The organism is Paenibacillus sp. J31P13, assembly GCF_056269295.1.
In genome coordinates, this window is sequence record NZ_JBWDNR010000002.1 from 277,902 (window position 1) to 301,371 (window position 23,470).

Here is a 23,470-nt window from a genome sequence, read left to right on the forward strand (position 1 = left end):
CGCAGGGATGGACATGGATGTGAGCGCCATTTTCCAAATTGCTGGAATCGGGATTGTAATCGCAATGATTCACTCGGTTCTGAAGCAGATGGGAAAAGAAGATATGGCGCATTGGGTAACATTAATTGGTTTCGTTGTCGTGCTGTTTATGGTTGTTCGGCTCCTTAATGAACTGTTTCAGGAGATCAAGACAATATTTTTGTTCCAGTAGGCGTCTTCTGTCGGACGTGCTGTCAAGCGGGTGAGTAAAGTGGAAATGATTCAAATTGTCGGACTTGGTCTGATGGCTTCTGTACTTATTCTAGTGGTTCGGGAGCAAAAGCCGCTGTTCGCATTTTTACTCGCCGCATTTACAGGGATCTTCATCTTCCTGTATCTGATCGGCAAAATAGAGATTGTCATCACGGTGCTTGAGGATTTGGCTCTGCGATCAGGTATTCCGTCCATTTACTTAAAGACGATTTTGAAAATAATCGGGATCGCCTACATTGCGGAATTTGGTGCACAGATTGTAAGAGACGCAGGTCAAGAAAGCATCGCTTCAAAAATTGAGTTTGCAGGAAAGATCTTTATACTCGTCATGGCTGTGCCGATCATTAGCGTGATCGTAGAGACGGTAATTGGCTTGCTGCCGGATGGGAGCTGAGACCATGATCAAGCTCACCTCCGCCAAAGAGCGGGCCCATTTGATGCTCTTCATCTTTACAGCCCTGATACTCTTTTCATTCGTCCCGAATATTAGCTATGCAGGAACTGGCACGCAAGGGGCGCCTGCTCTTGATCAGAACAAAGAGGTTGAACAGCTCTCAAAAGAGCTTACAAAGGACCAAATCAACGGATTAGAGACGGATGCAGTTGAATCCTATTGGAACGAGCTTCGCAGTCAGTACGGCGGATTTTTCCCAGAGCAAAAGATTCCTAGCTTTATGGAAATGGTTATACCAGGCGGCAAAGGACTTAAACTGACAGATATGTTGAAAGGGCTGCTAGGCTATTTCTGGCATGAAGTGCTCTATAACGGGAAGCTGCTCGTTACGATCATTATGCTTACGGTATTCAGCATGGTGCTGGAGACGCTGCAAAATGCTTTTGAACGAAACGCTGTGAGTAAAGTGGCCTACTCCATAACTTATATGGTTTTGATCATTATTGCCGTTAATAGCTTCCATGTGGCAATTGACTATGCCAAGGGTGCAATTGAGAGCATGATTCAATTCATGCTAGCGATGGTTCCGCTTCTGTTGACACTGTTAGCCTCTATGGGGAACGTCGTTACCGTATCGGTGCTTCACCCCTTAATCATTTTCATGATACATGCAGTTGGAACACTCATCTATACAATCGTATTTCCGCTTCTGTTCTTTTCAGCCGTACTGCACATTGCCAGTTCCCTATCGGAAAAATTCAAAGTCACACAGCTGGCAAACTTGCTTCGGACGATTGCTGTCGGTGTGATGGGGGTGTTGATCACCATCTTTCTCGGGGTTATTTCGGTGCAGGGAGCAACAGGTGCAGTAACAGATGGGGTTACACTGCGGACAGCTAAATTTGTAACTGGTAATTTCGTTCCCGTAGTTGGGCGAATGTTCTCAGATGCAGCCGACACTGTCATTTCTGCTTCTATGCTTGCGAAAAATGCGATTGGACTGGCTGGCGTCATCATATTGCTCTTCATCAGCGCCTTTCCTGCCATCAAAATTTTAACGCTTGCACTCATTTACAATATATCGGCTGCCATTATGCAGCCGCTCGGAGAATCGCCGATTGTTACATGCCTACAGACAATTGGAAAGACGATGATTTTTATCTTTGCTGCGCTGGCGGCAGTCAGTCTCATGTTTTTCCTTGCTGTAACGATCATATTAACCGCGGGAAATGCTTCGCTGATGGTGCGATGAGGAAGGGGCTGATGCTGTGGTTGCTTGGTTAAGCGACTGGCTTAGAGACATAATCGCAATCATACTGCTTGCGGTGCTTGTCGAGCTTCTGCTTCCGAACAAAGCGATGCAGCGATATGCGCGTCTCGTAGTGGGGCTATTTATTTTATTAACCATTCTATCTCCGATTTTGAAGCTGGTGCAAAGCGATATTGGCTCCAAGCTGGACGAGGGAATGCAGCAGTGGAGCGATAAGGAGATGGCAAGCAAATCTACTATGACAAGTCTAGCAAAAATAACGCAAGACGGTGAGCAGATGAGCGAAAAACGAAATCTAGAAGCTGCCAAGCTTATGGAAAAAACATTGGAAGCTTCGATTCAAAACGAAGTCGCAGAGCGAACGAAGGCAACAATTGATTCCGTTGACGTATTGTTGAAGTGGGTCAACCACTCTGGCAAGCAGATTCCTTATATTGACGGAGTTATTGTGACGCTCAAAGCAACTGAACAGAAAAATGGACTGATGAAGGATGGAAAAACGGTGGAAGAAGTGATGCCCGTCATCGTTGATATAGAAATTGAACATCAAGGTGAAATTGGAGACCAATCGGAAACGAATTCAACAGCTGCGGACGATGCAGATAAATCAGAGTTTCAACAAGGCGATACGCAATGGTCAGAAGTTGGTGGAGAGATGAATGTCCTTATTAGCGGAATAATTGTACAAGGCTGGGGTGTTGATGCCAAAAAAGTTGTCATAAGGCAGCCTGCGGTACAAAACGATTCACGATAGATTTCAAGTATGGAGAGGAGGTATGGCGCGGTGGCCAAATGGCTGGAAAGCATAGAAGCAGCGGTTGGCGGCGGACCCAGCGGCCCGAAGCGGGTGAGGACGCTGCGAATTTTGCTAATCGTTGGCGGAATTGGCGCAGCGCTAATGATTATGAATTCTTTTCTCACCTTTAAAGAGGTTGAACCGTCGGCGCAGGATCCCAATCCACCACCGCAAACGGAAGCTGCATGGAATAGTTCGAGTTCATCGGGCTCTCCGTTCGAAGCGATAGAGCATCCTTTGGAAACAAGACTGAAGGAGATTCTGGAGAAAATTGTTGGTGTGGGTACAGTCGATGTTCTAATTACAATCGATTCAACGGAAGAGACGATATACAAGAGCAATGAGGATGAGACGCAATCCATAACCGATGAGAATGACCGGAATGGCGGCCGCAGACATATTACCTCGATAACGAAAAATGGGCAAGTAGTCATGTATGAGGTATCGGGGGAACAGAAGCCGATTGTGACCAAAACGATCAATCCGCATATTCGCGGCATTCTTATTGTCGCTAAAGGCGCAGAAAACATAACAGTAAGACGCCTTATTATCAGTGCCGTAGAGAAAGGCTTTAATGTACCGATCAACCGAATCTCAGTAGTACCTAGTAAACAATAAAATAAAATGAAGAGTTGGGGAGGGTGTTCAAATGAACACGAAAAGACAAACGGTGTGGCTCGTATCAATGCTTAGCTTGATGGTGGTATTATCTGCTTATTATCTATTTACGCAGGACACGAATACGTCAGATGTACTGACTGACAGCTCACAAACAGAAAAGGCTGCAGGGAATGCGACAGAAGCAGCAGCAGGCGGCGATGGATTAGTTGTAAACCAAGTGAAACCAGGGGATGCCGATTCATTGCTTAGCGAAGCGGATAAAGAAGCTCTGAATCAGTGGGAGGAGCAAGGAAGTGCCCTAGGCGGATACTTCGGCGATCTGCTTGCTAAGCGGGAATTGAAAAATGCAGATACTGAGAATCGCATTATGGCAGCAATGGCAGAGGTTACAAACAAGCAAGAGGATGCGATTGCAGCAGCTGAGGAGCTTAGCAAGTTTGAAGATAAATCATCGAAAATTACAGGCTTAGAGACGGAATTAATGAAACAGTATGAGGTAGCTGTCATAGACGAGGAGAGCGACCAATTCAAAGTAGTTGTATCCAGTGAGAAACTAGAGAAGAAACAAGCGGCTGATATCATTAAACTGGTTATGGATACAATGGAAGTTGGCGCTGATCAAGTATCTGTTCGTTATATTAACGAATAGCTCTTCACATTAGTAAAGTTCCTGTCTTCTACAGCGTGTCAGCTGTAGGTGACAGGAACTTTTTTTTGACCCATCACATGGAAATACAAAAAATGATTCGTGTTCAGGCTTGTTTATGATATAATGTTAAACGTTATGTGAAGGTTTTGGATAGATTGGCATAGAAACATAATAATGATAAGATGCCGAGTAAACCATTTTAGTAATCGCAAATCTAAGGAGTGAAAATATTCATGTTCAAGTTGAGCGAGATCAAAGAGCTGATCAAATTGGTTGATCAAACTTCCGTTCATGAGCTGGAAATCGAAAACGAAGGGACACGCCTGCTCATCCGCAAGCCTGGCAAAACAGAAGTGGTGAATGTGCAAGCTGCCCCACTTATGCATACATACGCGCCTGCACCTGCTGTGTCTCAGCCTGCTCCGCAAGCAGGACAGATTCAAGCTGTACAAGAAACAGCACCAGCAAGTCCTTCGACTGATCATTTGCATCAGATCGTGTCACCAATGGTAGGTACTTTCTACAGTTCACCGACTCCAGAAGCAGGCGCATATGTGAAAATTGGCGATCGTGTCAATGAGAAAAGCGTTGTTTGTATTTTGGAAGCAATGAAGCTGATGAATGAGCTTGAAGCAGAGGTACGCGGGGAAATCGTTGAGATCTTAGTAACAAACGGTCAACTTGTAGAATATGGACAACCGCTGTTCCTTGTTAAACCAGAATAAGAAGAGAATGAACGTCCGAACATGGAAACAGTCGTTTGAAAGGGGTTCCTACGTGAAATTCCACAAAATATTAATTGCAAATCGTGGTGAAATTGCGGTCAGAATTATCCGCGCTTGTCGCGAGCTAGGAATTAGCAGCGTTGCTGTCTATTCCGAAGCCGACCGCGACTCCTTGCATGTTCGGTTAGCTGATGAAGCTTATTGCATCGGACCGACAGCATCTAAAGACAGCTATCTGAATTTGACTAATATAATGAGCGTAGCCACCATCACGGAATGTGATGCTATTCATCCTGGTTACGGCTTTCTCGCTGAAAATGCGGATTTCGCAGAAATTTGCGAGTCATGCAACATTACGTTTATCGGACCATCTCCGGATGCTATTAATCGGATGGGCGATAAGGCGATTGCCAAGCTAACAATGAAATCTGCGAATGTACCTATCATTCCTGGCTCTGACGGTCTTGTCGAGAGCATGGAGGATGCATTGATCATCGCTCGTGACATTGGTTACCCCGTTATTATTAAAGCTACAGCAGGCGGCGGCGGTAAAGGTATCCGTATTGCAGAGGATGAAACGACTCTGGTTCAACAAATTACCACTGCTCAGCAGGAAGCTCAGAAAGCATTCGGGAATGCTGGCGTATACTTAGAGAAATATTTGACGGGCATGAAGCACGTTGAAATCCAAATTATTGCCGACAAGCATGGCAATGCTGTACATCTATTTGAGCGTGATTGCTCCGTACAACGCAGACGTCAAAAGCTGGTTGAAGAAGCACCATGCTCAGTCTTGTCTCCAGAGCTTCGTGAGAAGATGGGTCAAGCTGCAGTTCGTGCAGCTCTAGCCGTAAACTATTCCGGTGCTGGTACACTAGAGTTCTTGCTTGGACCGGACGAGAAGTTTTACTTTATGGAAATGAATACGCGTATTCAAGTAGAGCATCCTGTTACTGAGATGATCACAAACGTGGATTTAATTAAAGAAATGATATCGGTAGCGGAAGGAAATCCTCTTTCATTCACACAAGATGACCTGAAAATTAATGGATGGTCAATTGAGTGCAGAATCAATGCGGAGGATTCCGAGAGAAATTTCATGCCTTCTCCGGGAACCATTCAATTTTACTTGCCGCCTGGAGGCGCAGGTGTTCGGGTAGACAGCGCAGCGTATCCAGGGTATACCATTTCTCCACATTATGATTCCATGATTGCGAAGCTCATTGTTTGGGGCGCTAACCGTGAAGAAGCGATTGCGCGGATGAAGCGGGCCTTGTCTGAATTTTCTATCGAAGGTATTCGGACAACGATTCCATTCCATATGAAGCTTCTGAACCATCCCAAATTCGTTGATGGAAACTTCGACATTAAGTTCCTTGAAGAGCATGATATTAATGCGCCGGAAGGCACTTAGGATAAAGATGTGAACAACTAGTATAGTTTGTCATATTTCATGCCGAATGTTATAGTATATTAACAAGAAGCAGTTAATAACTCGGCCTATAAACCGAGTACGCGGAACTTTAAGGAGGTGTACAACCATCATGAGTACGATCGCTGCGGAGTTTGAGAAAACGGATATTGGCACGATTCAAATTGCACCTGAAGTTATCGAAGTCATCGCTGGATTAGCTACGATTGAAGTGAATGGCGTTGCGGGAATGAGCGGCGGATTTGCCGGTGGCATTGTTGAGCTTCTTGGTCGTAAAAACTTATCCAAAGGCGTTAAGGTTGAAGTTGGCCAACGTGAAGCTGCTGTAGACGTTTCCATCATTATTGAGTATGGAAATCGGATACCAGAAATCGCTTCGGAAATTCAACGCAATGTAAAACGCTCTATCGAGATGATGACGGGACTCCACGTTGTTGAAGTGAACGTACATATTCACGATGTGCATTTCAAAACGCCTGACAAACCGGAAGAAGAAGAGCAAAACCTTAGAGTTAAATAGATAATGAATAATTAATTTAATCCCGTAAACCCCCTCGTGAATGGGCATGCCGCTCGGCGCTAGGGGGTTTTCATTCGGCTAGACAGGAGGAGACGCTACGTTGATTAAGGTCGTGGACAAGCTGCTTTTGTTTTTATTCAGTATCGTAATTGGATGTCTGTCTATTTTCTTGCTTTGTGTAGGATTTGGCCTGATTTCTTACGATCTGGCGAACGATTTAGTAGATGAATTATATCGTCGTGATTCCATACAAATTACATTTACAATTGTTAGTATCATCCTCTTTATTCTAAGCTTGCGATTCTTGATCGTATCGCTTAAACGTGGCTCAGCATCGGCTCCATCCATCGATCAAAGAACAGATTTCGGTGATATTCGTATTTCTTTGGAAACCATCGAAAACTTGGCGCTTAAAGCAGCCTCACGTCAGAAGGGTGTCAAGGATTTGCGTGTGCGCATTCGTGCAACTGATGCTGGTATTGAAATTGTCATTCGTGCAGTTGTCGATGGTGAAAGCTCGATACCGGTATTGACCGAAGAAATCCAGCGGGCTGTCAAAGATCATGTAGAGGATATTGCCGGTATACCTGTAACGAATGTAGCCGTATATGTTGCGAACATCATTCAATCAGGCACGTTTAAGAGTCGCGTGGAATAGAGGTGAGTTTGTCGATGTGGCGGGAATATTTGGCTATTTATGGAAAGCGTGTTTTTGGCGCGGCGACGGGATTGTTTTTTGGATTTTTATATTTGTTTGTTGGTTTTTGGGACATGCTCTTTGTAGGGCTGCTTGTCTTTATAGGCTATTCGATCGGCAAACAAAAGGAATTAAACAACGGACCTATTTTTCCAATGCAACGGCTTTGGTATTCGTTGTTGGAAAGATTTAGACCCTTTAAATGATCCTGTGGTCTCCTCCGTACTCCGGAATCCGGATAGCCGCTTATTCGGGGCAGGGAGGAGATCATAGGTTTTTTTATCTACAGCATAGATTAAGCAAGAATCAATTTAATTGGCTATAAAGTTGCCGCGGAGGTCACATGAAACGAAGATTAGCACGAGAAATAGCAGTGTCGAGCTTGTATCAAATGGAAATGAACGAGGTTTCCGCAACGGAAGCAGTAGATATGTTAATGGACGAGCTTCGCCAAGAAAATGAAATAGGCGCTGACCCATCCGAAGTTGGCAGTACAGATGAGTTTGCGCAAGAGCTCGTGTTAGGCGTTATGGAGCACAAGCAAGCTATCGATGGTATGCTGCAACAGTTTTTGACGGGCTGGCAGGTAGACCGTTTGTCACGAGTCGATCGTCAAGTATTGCGTTTGGCTTGCTATGAAATGGTTTTCCGCGATGATGTTCCGCCAAAAGCTGCAATCAATGAAGCGATTGATCTAGCAAAGCATTTTGGAACAGAAGAATCAGGGAAATTCGTTAATGGTGTTTTAGGCAAGCTTATGGAGGAAATTGAAGAGTTGAAATCTTAATCGAATCTGTAAATGAGTTCATACATCGATGCAAAAGGAGAATTGCGCAATGTCTGCACAAATTATTGAAGGCAAGAAAATATCTGATTTAATACGTGAGGAAATGATTTCAGAAACCGCAACTTTAAGAGAAAAGGGGATCACTCCTGGTCTAGCGGTTGTTCTTGTGGGTGAAGATCCAGCTTCAAAGGTATATGTTGGATCAAAAGAGAAGGCTTGCTTGCAGCTTGGTTTTTATTCCGAGGTACATCGCTTGCCGGCTGATACGACTGAAGAACAACTTCTGCTTGTTATTGACAAGTTGAATAATCAATCCTCGATAAACGGTATTCTTGTACAATTACCGCTTCCAAAGCATATTAACGAGAAGGCTGTTATTGATGCCATTCATGTTGACAAAGATGTAGACGGCTTCCATCCTGAGAGTGTAGGCAATCTAGTTATTGGAGATGATAGCTTATTGCCATGCACACCAGCCGGTGTGATTGAACTAATTAAACGCAGCGGTGTTGATATTTCTGGCAAACATGCAGTAGTCATCGGAAGAAGCAATATTGTCGGCAAGCCTGTCGCGATGTTGCTTCTTCGTGAGAACGCAACCGTAACCATTTGTCATTCGCGCACGGCTAACATGGAAGAGCTTGCAAAACAAGCGGATATCCTTGTTGTAGCGATTGGAAAAGCAAAAGCAATAGACAGCAAATTTGTGAAGCCAGGCGCAATCGTCATTGATGTAGGAATTAATCGTCTCGCTGATGGCAAGCTTGCCGGGGATGTTGATTTTGATGATTGTCTTGAGACTGCGGGTTTCATTACACCAGTACCTGGTGGAGTTGGTCCTATGACAATAACGATGCTAATGAAAAATACGATAACAGCAGCAAAAAGGGCAAACGGAATCAAGGAGTGACGTTTGGCATGGCGGATCAGCCACGTATTTATTCCATTAAAGAATTAAATCGATATATCAAGATGAAGCTGGAATCCGATTCCATTCTAGGTGATGTTTGGCTTCGCGGTGAAATATCGAATTTCACTCATCATTCTAGCGGACATATGTATTTCACACTTAAGGACAGCGATAGCAGACTGAAGTGTATTATGTTTGCGTCACATAATCAGCGTCTTCCATTCATCCCCAAAGAAGGGATGAAAGTAATGGCAAGAGGTAATGTTTCTGTCTATGAACGTGATGGGAATTATCAATTTTATGCGACAGCTATGCAACCGGATGGTATTGGAAGTCTTTATTTGGCTTTTGAACAGCTGAAAAGCAAATTAGATGCGGAAGGTCTGTTTGCCCAGTCGCGCAAACAGGCGATTCCGCGTTTTCCACGTGCAATTGGTGTTATAACATCACCGACAGGAGCAGCAGTACGTGATATTATCATCACCTTGGGTCGTCGTTATCCATTGATACCCATTTATGTGTACCCTGTTCTCGTCCAAGGAAAGCAAGCTGCTCCAGCAATTGTTAATGCTATTGAATCAATGAATCGTTTTGGCGAGGCAGACGTATTAATTGTAGGACGCGGAGGAGGCTCCCTCGAGGAACTCTGGGCTTTCAACGAAGAAATTGTTGCTAGAAGCATAGCGGAATCCGTAATCCCTATCATAAGCGCGGTTGGACATGAGACTGACTTTACGATATCTGATTTTGTAGCAGATCTGCGCGCGGCTACACCAACCGCAGCAGCTGAGCTGGCAGTTCCACACATTAATGAACTGCAGCAACAATTAAAGCGTCAGCAGCAGAGACTTGTACAAGCGATAAAATATCGTGTCCAAGATGATAAAGAGCAGCTCCAGCGTATACGACGGTCGCCATTTTTCTTATATCCGCGCAAATATCTATTAGAGCAAGCCCAACAGCTCGATCGACTGAAGGAGCAGCTTGAGCAACGAACGAAGCGAACAGCAGAACGTGGATTTTCAAAGCTTGCACGGCTTCAAACGCGATTGGCTGGCCATAATCCTAATGAGCGTATCGCATTTGCTGCTAAGCGCTGGCAAAGTGCAACTAAGGGTCTAGAGCAAGCAATGTCCGCAACCGTTATAGAGAAGAAGGCAAGGCTGCATAGTGCGATTAGACAACTAGACGCATTAAGTCCGCTTAAAGTAATGTCTCGCGGTTATGGGCTCGTATATGACGAGAGTGAGCAACGATTAATTAAGTCGATCGGTGATGTGCAGCTAGGTGATATCATTAAGGTGAAGGTTGCTGATGGTCAGCTAGATTGCCATATCAGGTCATTGAGAGGAGATCAAATCAATGGAAGCAACGAATAATAGCGAGCTTACTTTTGAGCAGGCAATGGAGCGGTTAGATACAATCGTGACGGAGCTTGAGAACGGCGATGTTCCTCTGGAGGCGGCAATTGAATTGTTTCAAGAGGGAATGAAGCTCTCTCAGCTTTGTGGAAACAAGCTGGAGCAGGTTGAACGTAAAATTGAAGTTCTCATCGAGACGGAACAAGGATTCCAGAAAAAACCGTTTGCTGCTGTAAACGATGATAAAGGGGAATAAGCTTGAGCGAGAGGGAAGCAATTACAGCATATTTAGAACAATGTTCAAAGCTTACGGGGGACGCGCTTCGTCAATCTCTTCCAAAAGGATGGGATGTGCCGGAGCGTCTTAAGGAAGCGATGCTTTATTCACTTGAAGCAGGCGGCAAACGGCTTCGTCCAGCACTTGTGCTAGCGTCTGCCGAAGCTGTATTAGGGAAGCAGGAAGCAAAAAATGCAGCGTTGCCTGTAGCTTGCGCAGTTGAGTTTATTCACACCTATTCATTAATTCATGATGATCTGCCTGCTATGGATAATGATGATTTTCGCAGAGGAAAGCCAACCAATCATAAGGTATTCGGAGAAGCTATGGCTATCTTAGCTGGTGATGCACTTCTTACGCACGCTTTTCATTTGATCCCTCAAGCTGCTCGTCAAGGCGCGATTAGTTCTGATGTAGCACTTGCTATTGTTGAAGATTTAGCGAAGCTTGCTGGAGCTCCTGGCATGGTTGGCGGTCAAGTAGCTGATATGCTGGGTGAGCAAGGCATTACTTCGATTAATGAACTTGAATACATTCATCTTCATAAAACAAGTGATTTAATTATTTTTTCTGTAACAGCAGGCGGACGCATTGGTGGGGCTACTGAGAAGCAGCTTGAGCTGTTAGCACAATATGGCCGCAATATAGGATTGGCCTTCCAAATCCAGGATGATATCTTAGATTTGATCGGCGATGAACAGAAGCTAGGCAAGAAGACAAATAGTGATGTCGAGCAGAATAAGGTTACCTATCCTTTTCTCATCGGACTAGAAGAAAGCAAGGCACAGGTTGAAAAACTGACACAAGAAGCGAAGTCAGCTGTGCTTGAAGCTGGTTTTGAAGCTCCTGATCGTTTACTGGAAATCGCAGATTATCTGGTTAAACGAGACCATTAGATCAAGACCAAAGCTTCAAAGCTGTTGGGAATATTACAGCTCTATGCTATAATAGGAAAAATGTAGATGCCCATGGGACAGCAATTAACTAAATATAAGCTGTCCACGAAAGCGAGGAAAGTCACGTGCTGCTTGAACAGATTAACGGACCTCAAGACTTGAAAACTTTGACAATCGCACAGCTAGAGACTTTGGCTGATGAAATTCGACAATTTCTAATTGAGAAGCTTTCCGTTACAGGTGGTCATCTTGCTCCCAACCTTGGGGTTGTAGAGTTGACGCTTGTCATGCATTATTTATTCAATAGTCCTACTGATAAGTTTATTTTTGATGTTGGACATCAGTCCTATGTTCACAAAATTTTAACAGGCCGTATGGATCGGTTTGATACGTTGCGTCAATATAAAGGCTTATGCGGGTTCATTAAACGTGACGAAAGCGAACATGATGTTTGGGAAGCAGGACATAGCAGTACTTCCTTATCTGCCGCTATGGGTATGGCTCTTGCCCGCGATTTGAAAGGCGAGAAAAATCGAGTGGTTGCCGTAATTGGTGATGGAGCCTTAACTGGCGGTATGGCATTAGAGGCACTCAATCATATCGGTCATGAGAAGAAAAATCTGATTGTCGTATTAAATGATAATGAGATGTCCATTGCCCCCAATGTAGGAGCGCTTCATCATTATTTAGGCAAAATCCGTACAGATCGTCATTATCATAAAGCTAAAGATGAGCTACAGCAGCTTTTGAATAAAGTACCTGCTATTGGCGGTAAACTTGCTAAAACAGCAGAACGTTTCAAAGATAGCTTGAAATATTTGCTTGTCAGCGGAATCTTGTTTGAACAGTTTGGCCTTACTTATTTGGGACCGGTAGACGGACATGATGTTGAGCAAGTCATCGATATTATGCGTCAAGCAGATTCCATGCCAGGACCAGTTCTCGTGCATGTATTGACTGTCAAAGGCAAAGGATATTCACCTGCTGAAGCGGATTCTTTCAAATGGCATGGTATTACGCCATATAAGATCGAATCAGGTCAAGTTGTTAAAGCGGTGGGACCACCTGTTTATACAGATGTTTTCAGTGAAATGTTAATACAGCTTGCTGAGAAGGATGAACGAATTGTAGCTGTTACACCTGCAATGCCAGGAGGCTCAGGGTTGCTCAAATTCGCTGAGAAATTCCCAAATCGCATGATCGATGTAGGTATTGCAGAGCAGCATGCCGCTACCATGTCAGGCGCTTTAGCAATGGAAGGTATGAAGCCAGTATTTGCTGTCTACTCTACATTCTTGCAACGTGCTTACGACCAAGTCGTACATGATATTTGCCGTCAAAACCTTAACGTTATATTTGCAATCGACCGTGCCGGCTTTGTCGGACCAGACGGGGAGACCCATCACGGTGTGTATGATATAGCATTCCTTAGACATATACCGAACTTGGTTATCATGATGCCGAAGGATGAGAATGAACTAAGACAGATGCTCAAGACTGCGGTTGATTATGATGACGGCCCGATAGCCGTTCGTTATCCGCGGATAGCTGGCTTAGGTGTTCAAATGGATGCTAATCCACAAGCTCTTCCGATTGGTTCTTGGGAAACGGTTCGCGAAGGCGATTCAAGTGTCATTGTGGCTATCGGTCCAATGCTTCAGGTCGCGGAAGAAGCTGCTGAGCTTCTAAAACGCGAAGGCATGAATGTTCGAATCGTCAATGCACGTTTCATAAAACCGCTTGATGAACAAATGCTATTATCGCTTGCAGCGGAAGGCAAGAATATGATTGTACTCGAGGAAGGTTCAGAGCTAGGCGGTTTAGGGAGCTCCATTCTTGAGTTTTATTCGCTGAAAGGCATTTACGGAGTCGCTGTTCGGATTATCGGTGTTCCTGATATTTTTGTGGAGCATGGTTCGATCAAAGAGCAGAGACGCGAAGTTGGCCTGACAGCGGAGCGTGTTGCAACAGAGATGAAAGCGATGCTGCCACGCCGTATTAAGCGAGTTACTGGACAACAGTAACGTTCGAAGGAGAAAGATGACAACGACAGCTTCAGCGAAAGAAAGAATAGATGTGCTGCTGGTGGAGCGCGGTTTTTATGAGAGCAGAGTAAAAGCGAAAGCAGCTCTGATGGCAGGACTTGTGCTTGTAAATGACGAGCCAGTCGACAAAAGCGGAATGAAAGTGGCCCGTACTGCAGACATTAAAGTAAAAGGTGCCTTACATCCGTATGTAAGTCGCGGCGGTCTTAAGCTGGAAAAAGCGATTCGGAAATTCGATATTGATTTGAAGGATCGTGTGATGCTTGATATTGGAGCATCAACTGGAGGTTTTACGGACTGTGCTCTTCAAAATGGGGCGGCATATGTGTATGCAATTGACGTTGGTTATAATCAGCTCGACTGGTCACTTCGACAGGATGAGCGCGTTCATGTGATGGAGCGTACAAATTTTCGCTACACACAGCCCGCAGATTTAATCGGTCCATCTCCAACCTTTGCTACAATTGATGTTTCATTTATCTCTTTGAAACTTATATTACCTGCCTTAGCTGGATTGCTTTCTGTAGATTCGGGTATTGTTGCGCTTATCAAGCCGCAGTTCGAAGCAGGGCGCGAGAAAGTAGGTAAATCAGGCGTAGTACGTGATTCTAATGTTCATAAGGATGTATTGCGAACCGTTTTGACTACTGCCGCTGAGCTCGGATATGCCTTACAGGATGTTACGTTCTCACCGATCACGGGCGGCGAAGGAAACATTGAATTTTTAGCTTATTGGAAATGGTCAGCAGAGCCGAATAGTGATGTTCCTGATGAACAAGCACTAATTGAGCTAGTGAAACAAGCGAATGAGACTTTTACTGTGAATAAATAAAATGAAGCACCGGGAAGGATGCCAAGCAGGTATATAACTGCACGGGCATCTTTTTTCTTTACAGAGACCTATATGTTTTGATAGACTATAGAAAAGCAAACAAACGTTCGGTTGATAACCCAGACAGGAAAATGCCCCCATCTTAGCGAACGATTAAGTGAAGAAACCATTTGCGAGCGGGGGATGCTGGTGGGTACTTACGGTGATTGGATTATTATGTTTATTGCAGGCGGCGTGCTGGTGATATGGCTATTACGAGCATTTTATCGGTGGCTGCACGAGCCTGCTAGTGTGAACCGTCTGAAGCTGGGCAAAGGCGCAGAGCTTTTACCTGATGACGAGAATATTATTTTACTTGAGCGAGCAGGGTATGAGGTCAAATCGTCAAAGCATTTGGTCCCCATTTATATAGAACTTGACGGTGTGCCGCTTGGAAAGGGAAGCCGGTTATATATTGATTATATTGCGGAAAAAAATAATAGTATTTACATTGTAAAAACAGCTCGTGATCGTATGCCAATGGATTGGACGGCAAGCGGGGTGCGTGATCGGCTGCTTGTCTATTCCTTACTCCTGCCCCAATGCAGAGGTGTATTGTTTGTAGATGCGAAAGAGAAGGTCATACGGAAAATAACATTTGATATTGCAGAATAACATTTTATGGAGGGTTTTTATGAAAGGGATGCGACAGTTTAAAATAAAAGAGATTATTACGAAAAAAGTGATTGAGACACAAGAGGAACTTGTTGAGGCATTACGCGAATCAGGTATGCAAGTTACACAAGCTACAGTATCTCGTGATATGAAGGAATTAATGCTAATTAAGGTACCAGCATCGGAAGGGAAATACAAATATTCCATCCCTCAAGAAACACAGCGGCCTAATCCAATCCATAAACTTAAGAGGGCGCTTCTTGATCATTTTGTTCACATTGACTATACAGACAATTTAGTAGTAATGAAATGCTCCCCGGGAACGGCAAATGCAATTGGAGCCATAATCGATAATATAGAATGGTCTGAGGTAATGGGCACGATTTGCGGTGACGACACGATCTTAATGATATGCCGTTCCAAGACGCAAAGCGGTGAAGTTGTAGAACGATTACTTGAGTTATTGAACTAGGAGGGTATTAAACCATGCTGCGTGAGCTATCGATTCGGAATTTAGCGGTAATTGAAGAAGTGAACGTTACTTTTCATCATGGATTTCATGTGTTGACAGGAGAGACAGGAGCAGGGAAATCAATATTAATTGATGCTCTGAGCTTAGTTGTTGGCGGACGAGGCTCCGCAGATATGGTAAGGTACGGTTGTGATAAAGCAGAAATGGAAGCCATGTTTGATTTGCCGCAGGGGCATCCTGTTTGGCATGTGCTGCACAAGCTTGGTGTACAAGCCTCAGCTGACGAAATGCTTGTTATTAGACGTGAGCTGTCCTCTCATGGCAAGAGCAGCAGCAGAGTAAATGGACAGCTTGTCACAATGACAATGCTTAGAGAGATTGGGGAATGCCTTGTTAATATTCATGGTCAACATGAGCATCAATCACTTCTGCGCACGGAGCAGCATTTAGAGTGGCTTGATTTATTCGCAGGTGATTTATTAATCGAGCGCAAGCAAAATTACCTCGCTGTATTTGGACAGCTTCAGCAGGCAAGAGCAGCTTTACGCGAGCTCGAAAGCTCTGCCAGACATAATGTGCAAATGCTTGATCTGTATCGTTTTCAAATAGAAGAGATTACGAATGCTCAGTTAAAGGTTGACGAGGATGAATTACTTGTAGAACAGAAGCGCAAGCTAATGTATGCAGGAAAAAGAATGGATGCAGTTTCGGAAGCCTATTCGCTGCTTTACGGCGGCAAAGGATTAGATGCTGTGAGTAAAGCTGTGGCTAAGCTTATTGATATCCAAACCTATGATGCTGCAAAGCTTAATCCTTTATTGGAACAGCTTCAATCTGCCTTCTATCAAGCTGAGGATGCTGCTTTCCAATTACGTGATTATCGAGACGGCATTGAATCGGATCCTGAATTGCTTTCGCAAGTGGAAGACAGACTTGATCTCATCAATGGTTTGAAACGAAAATACGGCGAAACCATTCCAGAAATTCTAAGCTATTTGGAGCGTACAACTATAGATCGTGACAAAATCGAAAATCGTGATCAGCTCTTGGATGAGCTGAGCCTCGAAGAGAAGAGACTTTACGATCAAGCGTTAGAACTTGCCCAAGAGCTGTCTCAACTGCGTGAGCATGCAGCTACAAGGCTGTCTGCGTCAATTGAGATGCAATTGGGACAATTGCTAATGCCTGCAGCCAAATTTAGAGTGCAATTGGATACGACGTATTCAGGAACGGATGAGAAGAAACAAATTCGCTTACATAATAACGGTATGGATGAAGCAATCTTTATGCTATCCACCAACCCTGGTGAACCTTTGAAGCCGCTTAGCAAAATAGCCTCTGGTGGTGAGATGTCACGAATTATGCTCGCACTGAAAAGCATTTTCGCTGAAATCGATCAGGTTCCAGTCTTGATTTTTGATGAGGTTGATACTGGAGTAAGTGGACGTGCTGCACAAGCGATCGCAGAGAAGATGTCCCAGCTTGCGCTGAAATGCCAAGTATTCTCCATTACACATTTGCCTCAGGTAGCTTGTATGGCGGATCACCATTATGAAATAAGCAAACAAGTAATCGGAGCGCGTACATCAACATCTGTAGCTGAATTAATCGGTACGGTTCGCATTGAGGAGCTGGCTCGTATGCTTGGCGGTGTGGAAGTTACGGAAAAAACAAGGCATCATGCTCAAGAAATGCTTGATTTGGCTCACAGACAAAAGGGCGCGTAATGGAACCCATTCAGGGAATGATTTTGCTAACATAAAACAAACGGGCGAGGGTAACTTAAAGGTACGCCACTGGCGACATATCCTTTACCGTCATGCGATGGAAATACAGGGAGCGTGAAATCATTGAACTCCAGTCAACGGAAGCGATGGTTTGGCCTAGTTCTCGTTATATTCATTTGCTTGATCGGGACCTCTGCTCCGTTTCAACACTTTGCCTCAATCCCGAATGAACTTCGTTTATTCTCCGGGCAACTGAAACGTTTGCATTATGGAGTGCCCGTTCATGCTGAATTAACGGTCGACCCACAAATGCTTCAAATCAACGGATCTAACAGCAATTCTCTATCGGTCAATTTGAATGAGCCATTGTCGCTGCAGTCGAATCAAAGCGGTCAAACAAAGATGAAAGTGAAATTATTTGGTAAAATTCCTTTCAAGACGGTAAAGGTAAATGTTGTTCCTGATTTACGTGTGATCCCAGGTGGTCAGACGATCGGAGTAAAGGTTAAATCATCAGGAATTTTAGTTGTAGGTCATCATCAGGTAACTGGCAGTGACGGAATGAAGCAATCGCCAGGTGAAGCTGCAGGTCTGCAATTAGGTGATTTAATTGTTAAGATTAACGGTTCGAAGATTAATGAGGTTCAAAAAATTGCAAAGCTAAGTGAGCAATCGGGCAATGAGAAAAAACCGCTTGATGTCACTTATAAGCGAAGTGGTCAATTAGGTCATACAAAGTTAAGTCCAGTATTTGATGCTGAAGATAAAGCTTGGAGATTGGGGCTTTATATTCGTGATTCAGCAGCAGGCGTTGGTACATTGACTTTTTATGCACCTGATCAAGGCGTATATGGCGCACTAGGCCATGTAATAACGGATATGGATACACAAACACCAATTGAAGTCGGTGAAGGACAAATTTTACAATCCAGCGTTACTTCCATTAACAAAAGCCAAAACGGCGAGCCCGGTGAAAAAAGAGCACATTTTGTGAAAGAAAGCAAAATATTAGGCAACGTCGAGCGCAATACCCCGTTTGGCATTTTCGGCAAGATGAACGAGGTTCCTACACACAGCTACAGCGAGAAAACGCTGCCTGTAGCCTTCGCCGAAGATGTTAAAGAGGGACCAGCGCAAATTTTGACTGTTGTAAATGGACAGAAGGTTGAACGCTTCAATATTGAAATTGCACATGTATCAAAGCAATCTGGACCCGCCACAAAAGGCATGGTCATTAAGATTACAGATAAGCAGCTATTAAGTAAAACAGGCGGCATTGTACAAGGCATGTCTGGCAGCCCTATTATTCAAGATGGCAAGTTAGTTGGTGCGGTAACGCATGTATTTGTGAATGATCCGACTTCGGGTTATGGTTGTTTTATCGAATGGATGCTTCAAGATGCAGGTGTATTGCTAAAATCAGCGAATAATCAAAAAGGTGAAGCAGCTTAACGGCTTAATATAAGAAGAAAGAAAAGAAACGTCTGCCCTAGCTCAGTCAATTGAGCGAAGGGAGACGTTTTTATATGTACTGATTGAATATTAAAATTTGCAACAAACGCTTCAAAATACAGTAAATTTTGTCGAATCGATACGAACATTATCGGGATATGTAATAAATTATTAATTATAACGAATTGATGAGAAAAAATAAAGAAAAATAATTTTCGACAGAAGGAATTCAACCTCTCATGTCGAAAACTTTAACACAGACAACTAGTGAGCGAAACCATCAATATCATTTAGAGGAGGACCACAACTTGCATAAGATCGAAGTATTATTAGCAGACGACAACCGGGAATTTACTAACCTGTTATCGGAATACATATCCGAACAAAGTGATATGAGTGTGAGTGGAGTCGCGTATAATGGAGAAGAGGTTTTAAGGCATTTAGAGGAAACAAGAAAAGTTCCAGATGTACTTATCCTTGATATTATTATGCCGCATTTGGATGGCCTTGGTGTTCTTGAACGCTTAAAAGAAATTAACCTGTCGCCTATGCCGAAAATTATTATGTTAACAGCATTTGGACAAGAAAATATTACGCAAAAAGCAGTACAGCTTGGTGCGTCTTATTATATTTTGAAACCATTTGATATGGACATTTTAGCGAATCGGATTCGTCAGCTTGTAGGAAGTCCAACTTATTCATCGTCGGGCAGCTTTACGACAAGTTCATCTTCGCATAAATCCAATGTAGTACCCATTGCAAAGAGCAAAAATCTAGATGCGAATATAACAAGCATCATTCATGAGATTGGTGTGCCGGCGCATATTAAAGGCTATCAATACTTGCGTGAAGCGATTACGATGGTATACAACAATATCGAAATCTTGGGTGCGATCACAAAAACACTTTACCCAGCAATTGCGGAAAAGTTCAAAACAACGCCATCTCGCGTTGAACGCGCTATCCGCCACGCCATCGAGGTTGCATGGACTCGCGGCAACATCGACAGCATCAGTCACTTGTTTGGCTACACAATCAATATCAGCAAGTCTAAGCCTACTAACAGCGAATTCATCGCGATGGTAGCAGACAAGCTGCGTATTGAGCATAAGGTTAGCTGAACGTAGTAGTGATTATGGATTTCAGTTACTCTACCGTAGCTGGAAAATTGATATTACGAACTAGGTGGCATCACCGTTTCTATCATTACAGCGTTACCATTACATTGATTTCTTATCTATCCAATCAACTAATACCGTTAATTATTGGTTTACTCAAAAACCAATAATTGGCGGTATTTTTGTATGAAAGATGATTAATATATATGGATTTGAAACAGCCAGATATATCTGATAGCATGGGTATTATGGGTTCGTATGAAATTTGGATTTCAATATACAGAATAGAAACAAATAAGGGGTGAACATCATGGATTCTATATTGTTTATTGGAACGTGGGCTGTAATTGGATTATGTATTGGTGCTTTAATCGTTATAATCAAAGCTAGATTCAAGAAATAAATTGACATCGAAGCATGAATTTCATAGTGAAAGAGTGTAAGAATGAAGCCATTTAGAAAACGCTGTAAGAAAATAATAGTCAATGGATTTCAATTTCATTGCGTAATTAATGAGTTTTTTAAAAATGAGACGGTTTCTTTTCGAGTATATCCTCACAACATCAAAACATCTTTTTTTGAAGTGCATTTTACTTGGCAAGGTTCTTGGTTCTTTAATCTCAATTTACCGAGGACTTGTTCCATTTTGATTCTATATGCTATCGATAACGGTTGGGATTACAATCAAGAAAAGAGTCAAATGTGTATTCCTCAAGGGGATTTTCTTATTGAGTTAATAGAAATTATTTAATATAATATGGAATTCATTTGACATCCTACCTCTATATGTAATAATCTGTTAGTTAATAACATTATTGCGATGATGAAGAGAGTAAACATAAGGGATACTCAGAGAGCTGATGGTTGGTGCGAATCAGTGTAGAGCTTATGTTGAATTGGGCTTCTGAGCATCCAGACCGAAAAATATTGAGTAGGCTCTGGCGAAAGTCTCGTCGTTACAAGAGACGCGTATTAAAGCATCCCATAGTCGCTTAGATACGTTAAAGTGAGTCCGCCAGAAGCGGGCTAATTAAGGTGGTACCACGGGGTTTCCCGTCCTTGTATAGGACGAGAGGCCTCTTTTTTATTTTATAAATGAGGAGTGTTTGAGATGGCTGAGAACATTGTATTAACCGGTATCAAACCAACAGGAAAAGTGCACATCGGCAACTATATTGGAGCAATAAAGCCAGCACTGCAACTTTCTGAAGACGCTAAATACACCTCTATGTATTTTATTGCAGATTACCACGGATTAACGTTTATTCAGGATCGTAATGAATTTAATCAGTTATCCTATGGTATCGCGGCCACTTGGTTAGCATTAGGCTTAGATCCTGCGAAGGTTATCTTCTACAGACAATCGGATGTGCCAGAGATTTTTGAATTAAACTGGATTCTATCTTGTGTAACCTCCAAAGGGCTCATGAATCGCGCTCATGCTTATAAGGCTATTCGAGATTCAAACGACCAAACTGGCATTGATCTTGATACAGGGGTAAATATGGGACTGTTCACATATCCAATACTCATGGCAGCAGACATCCTACTATTCCAATCTAATCTCGTACCAGTCGGAAAAGATCAAATCCAGCATGTTGAAATAGCACGTGATATTGCTGAAAGCTTTAATAGCGCTTTTGGAGAGACATTTACACTTCCGAATTATTTAGTTGATGATCATACCGCAGTGATCCCTGGTCTCGATGGAAGGAAAATGAGCAAAAGTTACAATAATACGATTCCTATATTCGAATCCCCGGATTCTTTGTTGAAGCTTATCAAAAAGATAAAAACGGATTCGATTCCTCCGACGGAACCGAAGAATCCGGATACTTCAAGTATTTTCACACTGTATTCGGAGTTTGCTAGTGAAAAACAAATTACTGATATGAGGGATAGATTCCATAGTGGGATTAGCTGGGGAGATGCAAAGGATGAATTATATCAGGTGATGAATTCATTCTTAGAGCAGCCACGCAATAAGTACAACGAGCTGATTTCCAATCCACAACAAATTGATGCCATTCTTTCTGAAGGGGCACAAAAGGCAAGAGCTATAGCTATTCCATTGCTAGAAAAGGTAAAGCATAGAATTGGGCGATTTGTATAATGGAGAAGCGAAAATCCAAAAAAGAAAGAGACTTTCTCTAAAGAAAATCTCTTTCTTTTTTTCATAGGATTAGTTCCACAAGCCTGCTTTTTCAAGTTTCTTTTTACCTTTAAAAGCGAAGGTTACGGCAAAGATGTTTACGATCATCATAATTGCGATTGCATAAAGAATGGCTGAATAAGTACCTGTAATTTGAGCTATGAAACCGTATGCCGGCAAAGCAACCATACCCGCGATAGCGAGTCCCATAACTGCAGTGGAATAGATCTGACCATACTCTTTATTGCCGAATAATGCTGTTGTAAGCAGGGGTCCAAGTGTTCCGATAGATGCAACGATGAAACCAAAGATACTGATTGCAACTGTAAACATTGTCGTGTTATCTGCTACGGTTACTAATATTATAATTGGAACTAATCCCAAAAGCATCGCAAAGATTGCTGTGTTTTTAGCACCAATTTTATCTGTAAGTAAGCCAAATGCTAGAGCGCCAATTAGAGTGCCAATCTGCCAGCCGCCCATTGCAGAGCCTGCAAATGCAACATCATAACCTAAGCTCATTGCAAATGGTGCTACAAATTGGCCGAAGCTTCCGATTGAAGTCACACAGAAGAAAAAGATGAGCAAGAAATAAAATGCAGAGGATTTCAGCGCAACAGAAGCTGTAACACCTTTAGCAACTACAGCTTTAGGCGTGGTTGAGGCATCATTTTTTTGTTCATCCATACCTAGAGGTTGTAGTCCTTTTTGCTGTGGTGCCATTCTGATTGTAAGAAGCACGGTTGGAATAACGACAACCATTACTAGCACGCCCAAGAAAATATACGTATATCTCCAGCCTTCGCTGGCAATCAAGTTACCTGCCATTGGTTGAAGGATTGCACCGAATAAGCCGCCTGATGCAACCATAATACCCATTGCCAAACCATTGTGTTTTTTAAACCAATTGTTTATGAGAACCGGTCCAGCCATTTGACAAACAAAGATGGAACCAATGGACATAGGCATACAGAACAAGTACCAACCCCAAACTGAGTTCATAAGACCAAACATAGCGAATGATCCTGCTTGTAAAATAACCCCTGTAATTAAAACGACTCGGATATTATATTTCCCCATCAGTTTACCTGCAATTGGTAGGAAAATCATTGTAACAATGGATGAGATACTAAAGTATAAAGTTAAGCTTCCCATTCCAATTCCTAAATCTTCGGTAACAGGAGTTAAGAACAAACCACCTGCTGTCATAATACCGCCTTTTGCTATACCGACCATAATTGCTATTCCTAGCAATACCCACCATGCGTAGTGGATTTTTTTCTTCTGCTGATTCATGATGTATCCCTCGTCTTCCTGAATATCTTGCTGCCATGTTTATTATTAGAAAACTAGTTGTTTTTAAGAAAAAAGTTATTATTTCTGTGAAAATCATTTGAAAGTCATCTATTTTTTGCATCAGAAGATGAATGC

At 43.0% G+C, this 23,470-nt stretch carries 26 protein-coding genes and 1 other annotated feature; of the genes, 25 read left to right on the forward strand and 1 reads right to left on the reverse strand.

Annotated features, from left to right (window positions below; all coding sequences use genetic code 11):
- Positions 1–7: 7 nt before the first annotated feature.
- The 25 genes from spoIIIAC to AC0YOD_RS07500 all read left to right on the forward strand — a co-directional run bounded on the left by spoIIIAC (position 8) and on the right by AC0YOD_RS07500 (position 22,000).
- Positions 8–211 carry a stage III sporulation protein AC gene (gene spoIIIAC / locus AC0YOD_RS07380; protein WP_475798627.1) on the forward strand — a complete coding sequence of 68 codons (204 nt, stop codon included), beginning with the start codon at positions 8–10 and terminating at the stop codon, positions 209–211.
- A 39-nt stretch (positions 212–250) separates the two neighbouring features.
- A complete protein-coding gene (gene spoIIIAD / locus AC0YOD_RS07385; RefSeq protein ID WP_475798628.1) occupies positions 251–646 on the forward strand; it encodes a stage III sporulation protein AD in 396 nt (131 codons plus the stop codon).
- Between the two features lie 4 nt (positions 647–650).
- Positions 651–1,898, forward strand: coding sequence for a stage III sporulation protein AE (spoIIIAE, locus tag AC0YOD_RS07390; protein ID WP_475798629.1), 1,248 nt, complete (start codon positions 651–653; stop codon positions 1,896–1,898).
- A 16-nt stretch (positions 1,899–1,914) separates the two neighbouring features.
- Complete coding sequence (gene spoIIIAF, locus AC0YOD_RS07395) at positions 1,915–2,670, forward strand: stage III sporulation protein AF (protein ID WP_475798630.1); 756 nt, start codon at positions 1,915–1,917, stop codon at positions 2,668–2,670.
- Positions 2,671–2,700: 30 nt separating this feature from the next.
- Positions 2,701–3,330, forward strand: a complete 630-nt coding sequence (gene spoIIIAG, locus AC0YOD_RS07400; RefSeq protein ID WP_475798631.1) for a stage III sporulation protein AG — start codon at positions 2,701–2,703, stop codon at positions 3,328–3,330.
- Positions 3,331–3,361: 31 nt separating this feature from the next.
- On the forward strand, positions 3,362–3,982 hold the full coding sequence (locus tag AC0YOD_RS07405; protein WP_475798632.1) for a SpoIIIAH-like family protein: 621 nt from the start codon (positions 3,362–3,364) through the stop codon (positions 3,980–3,982).
- A 233-nt stretch (positions 3,983–4,215) separates the two neighbouring features.
- The gene (gene accB, locus AC0YOD_RS07410) at positions 4,216–4,707 is read left to right on the forward strand and encodes an acetyl-CoA carboxylase biotin carboxyl carrier protein (RefSeq protein WP_475798633.1); all 492 of its coding nucleotides are present in this window, start codon (positions 4,216–4,218) and stop codon (positions 4,705–4,707) included.
- A gap of 52 nt (positions 4,708–4,759) precedes the next feature.
- A complete protein-coding gene (gene accC / locus AC0YOD_RS07415; RefSeq protein WP_475798634.1) occupies positions 4,760–6,121 on the forward strand; it encodes an acetyl-CoA carboxylase biotin carboxylase subunit in 1,362 nt (453 codons plus the stop codon).
- 130 nt (positions 6,122–6,251) lie between these two features.
- On the forward strand, positions 6,252–6,659 hold the full coding sequence (locus tag AC0YOD_RS07420) for an Asp23/Gls24 family envelope stress response protein (RefSeq protein ID WP_475798635.1): 408 nt from the start codon (positions 6,252–6,254) through the stop codon (positions 6,657–6,659).
- A gap of 100 nt (positions 6,660–6,759) precedes the next feature.
- Complete coding sequence (gene amaP / locus AC0YOD_RS07425; protein ID WP_475798636.1) at positions 6,760–7,317, forward strand: alkaline shock response membrane anchor protein AmaP; 558 nt, start codon at positions 6,760–6,762, stop codon at positions 7,315–7,317.
- Positions 7,318–7,331: 14 nt separating this feature from the next.
- A complete protein-coding gene (locus AC0YOD_RS07430; protein ID WP_475798637.1) occupies positions 7,332–7,562 on the forward strand; it encodes a DUF2273 domain-containing protein in 231 nt (76 codons plus the stop codon).
- 137 nt (positions 7,563–7,699) lie between these two features.
- Positions 7,700–8,143: a transcription antitermination factor NusB gene (gene nusB / locus AC0YOD_RS07435; protein WP_475798638.1), complete on the forward strand. Its 444-nt coding sequence runs from the start codon at positions 7,700–7,702 to the stop codon at positions 8,141–8,143.
- A 49-nt stretch (positions 8,144–8,192) separates the two neighbouring features.
- Complete coding sequence (folD, locus tag AC0YOD_RS07440; RefSeq protein WP_475798639.1) at positions 8,193–9,053, forward strand: bifunctional methylenetetrahydrofolate dehydrogenase/methenyltetrahydrofolate cyclohydrolase FolD; 861 nt, start codon at positions 8,193–8,195, stop codon at positions 9,051–9,053.
- An 8-nt stretch (positions 9,054–9,061) separates the two neighbouring features.
- The gene (gene xseA, locus AC0YOD_RS07445) at positions 9,062–10,432 is read left to right on the forward strand and encodes an exodeoxyribonuclease VII large subunit (RefSeq protein WP_475798640.1); all 1,371 of its coding nucleotides are present in this window, start codon (positions 9,062–9,064) and stop codon (positions 10,430–10,432) included.
- Positions 10,416–10,670 (forward strand): exodeoxyribonuclease VII small subunit, encoded by a 255-nt coding sequence (gene xseB / locus AC0YOD_RS07450; RefSeq protein ID WP_475798641.1) that lies wholly within the window; start codon positions 10,416–10,418, stop codon positions 10,668–10,670. The genes xseA and xseB overlap by 17 nt, the downstream gene beginning before the upstream one ends.
- A gap of 2 nt (positions 10,671–10,672) precedes the next feature.
- Positions 10,673–11,587, forward strand: coding sequence for a polyprenyl synthetase family protein (locus AC0YOD_RS07455; protein ID WP_475798642.1), 915 nt, complete (start codon positions 10,673–10,675; stop codon positions 11,585–11,587).
- A gap of 125 nt (positions 11,588–11,712) precedes the next feature.
- On the forward strand, positions 11,713–13,611 hold the full coding sequence (gene dxs, locus AC0YOD_RS07460; protein ID WP_475798643.1) for a 1-deoxy-D-xylulose-5-phosphate synthase: 1,899 nt from the start codon (positions 11,713–11,715) through the stop codon (positions 13,609–13,611).
- Between the two features lie 16 nt (positions 13,612–13,627).
- Entirely contained in the window at positions 13,628–14,464 is an 837-nt protein-coding gene (locus AC0YOD_RS07465; protein WP_475798644.1) for a TlyA family RNA methyltransferase, read from the forward strand.
- 111 nt (positions 14,465–14,575) lie between these two features.
- On the forward strand, positions 14,576–15,118 hold the full coding sequence (locus AC0YOD_RS07470; RefSeq protein ID WP_475798645.1) for a hypothetical protein: 543 nt from the start codon (positions 14,576–14,578) through the stop codon (positions 15,116–15,118).
- A gap of 19 nt (positions 15,119–15,137) precedes the next feature.
- Complete coding sequence (ahrC, locus tag AC0YOD_RS07475; RefSeq protein ID WP_475798646.1) at positions 15,138–15,590, forward strand: transcriptional regulator AhrC/ArgR; 453 nt, start codon at positions 15,138–15,140, stop codon at positions 15,588–15,590.
- A 14-nt stretch (positions 15,591–15,604) separates the two neighbouring features.
- Positions 15,605–17,317 (forward strand): DNA repair protein RecN, encoded by a 1,713-nt coding sequence (gene recN, locus AC0YOD_RS07480; RefSeq protein ID WP_475798647.1) that lies wholly within the window; start codon positions 15,605–15,607, stop codon positions 17,315–17,317.
- Between the two features lie 123 nt (positions 17,318–17,440).
- The gene (gene spoIVB, locus AC0YOD_RS07485; RefSeq protein ID WP_475798648.1) at positions 17,441–18,769 is read left to right on the forward strand and encodes a SpoIVB peptidase; all 1,329 of its coding nucleotides are present in this window, start codon (positions 17,441–17,443) and stop codon (positions 18,767–18,769) included.
- Positions 18,770–19,077: 308 nt separating this feature from the next.
- Positions 19,078–19,890, forward strand: a complete 813-nt coding sequence (gene spo0A, locus AC0YOD_RS07490; RefSeq protein ID WP_475798649.1) for a sporulation transcription factor Spo0A — start codon at positions 19,078–19,080, stop codon at positions 19,888–19,890.
- Between the two features lie 442 nt (positions 19,891–20,332).
- Complete coding sequence (locus AC0YOD_RS07495; protein WP_475798650.1) at positions 20,333–20,638, forward strand: hypothetical protein; 306 nt, start codon at positions 20,333–20,335, stop codon at positions 20,636–20,638.
- 60 nt (positions 20,639–20,698) lie between these two features.
- Positions 20,699–20,951, forward strand: a binding site (T-box leader).
- A 47-nt stretch (positions 20,952–20,998) separates the two neighbouring features.
- Positions 20,999–22,000: a tryptophan--tRNA ligase gene (locus AC0YOD_RS07500; protein ID WP_475798651.1), complete on the forward strand. Its 1,002-nt coding sequence runs from the start codon at positions 20,999–21,001 to the stop codon at positions 21,998–22,000.
- Positions 22,001–22,069: 69 nt separating this feature from the next.
- Here the strand turns inward: AC0YOD_RS07500 and AC0YOD_RS07505 are convergent, their stop codons facing one another.
- Positions 22,070–23,335 (reverse strand): MFS transporter, encoded by a 1,266-nt coding sequence (locus AC0YOD_RS07505; protein WP_475798652.1) that lies wholly within the window; start codon positions 23,333–23,335, stop codon positions 22,070–22,072.
- Positions 23,336–23,470 lie beyond the last annotated feature (135 nt).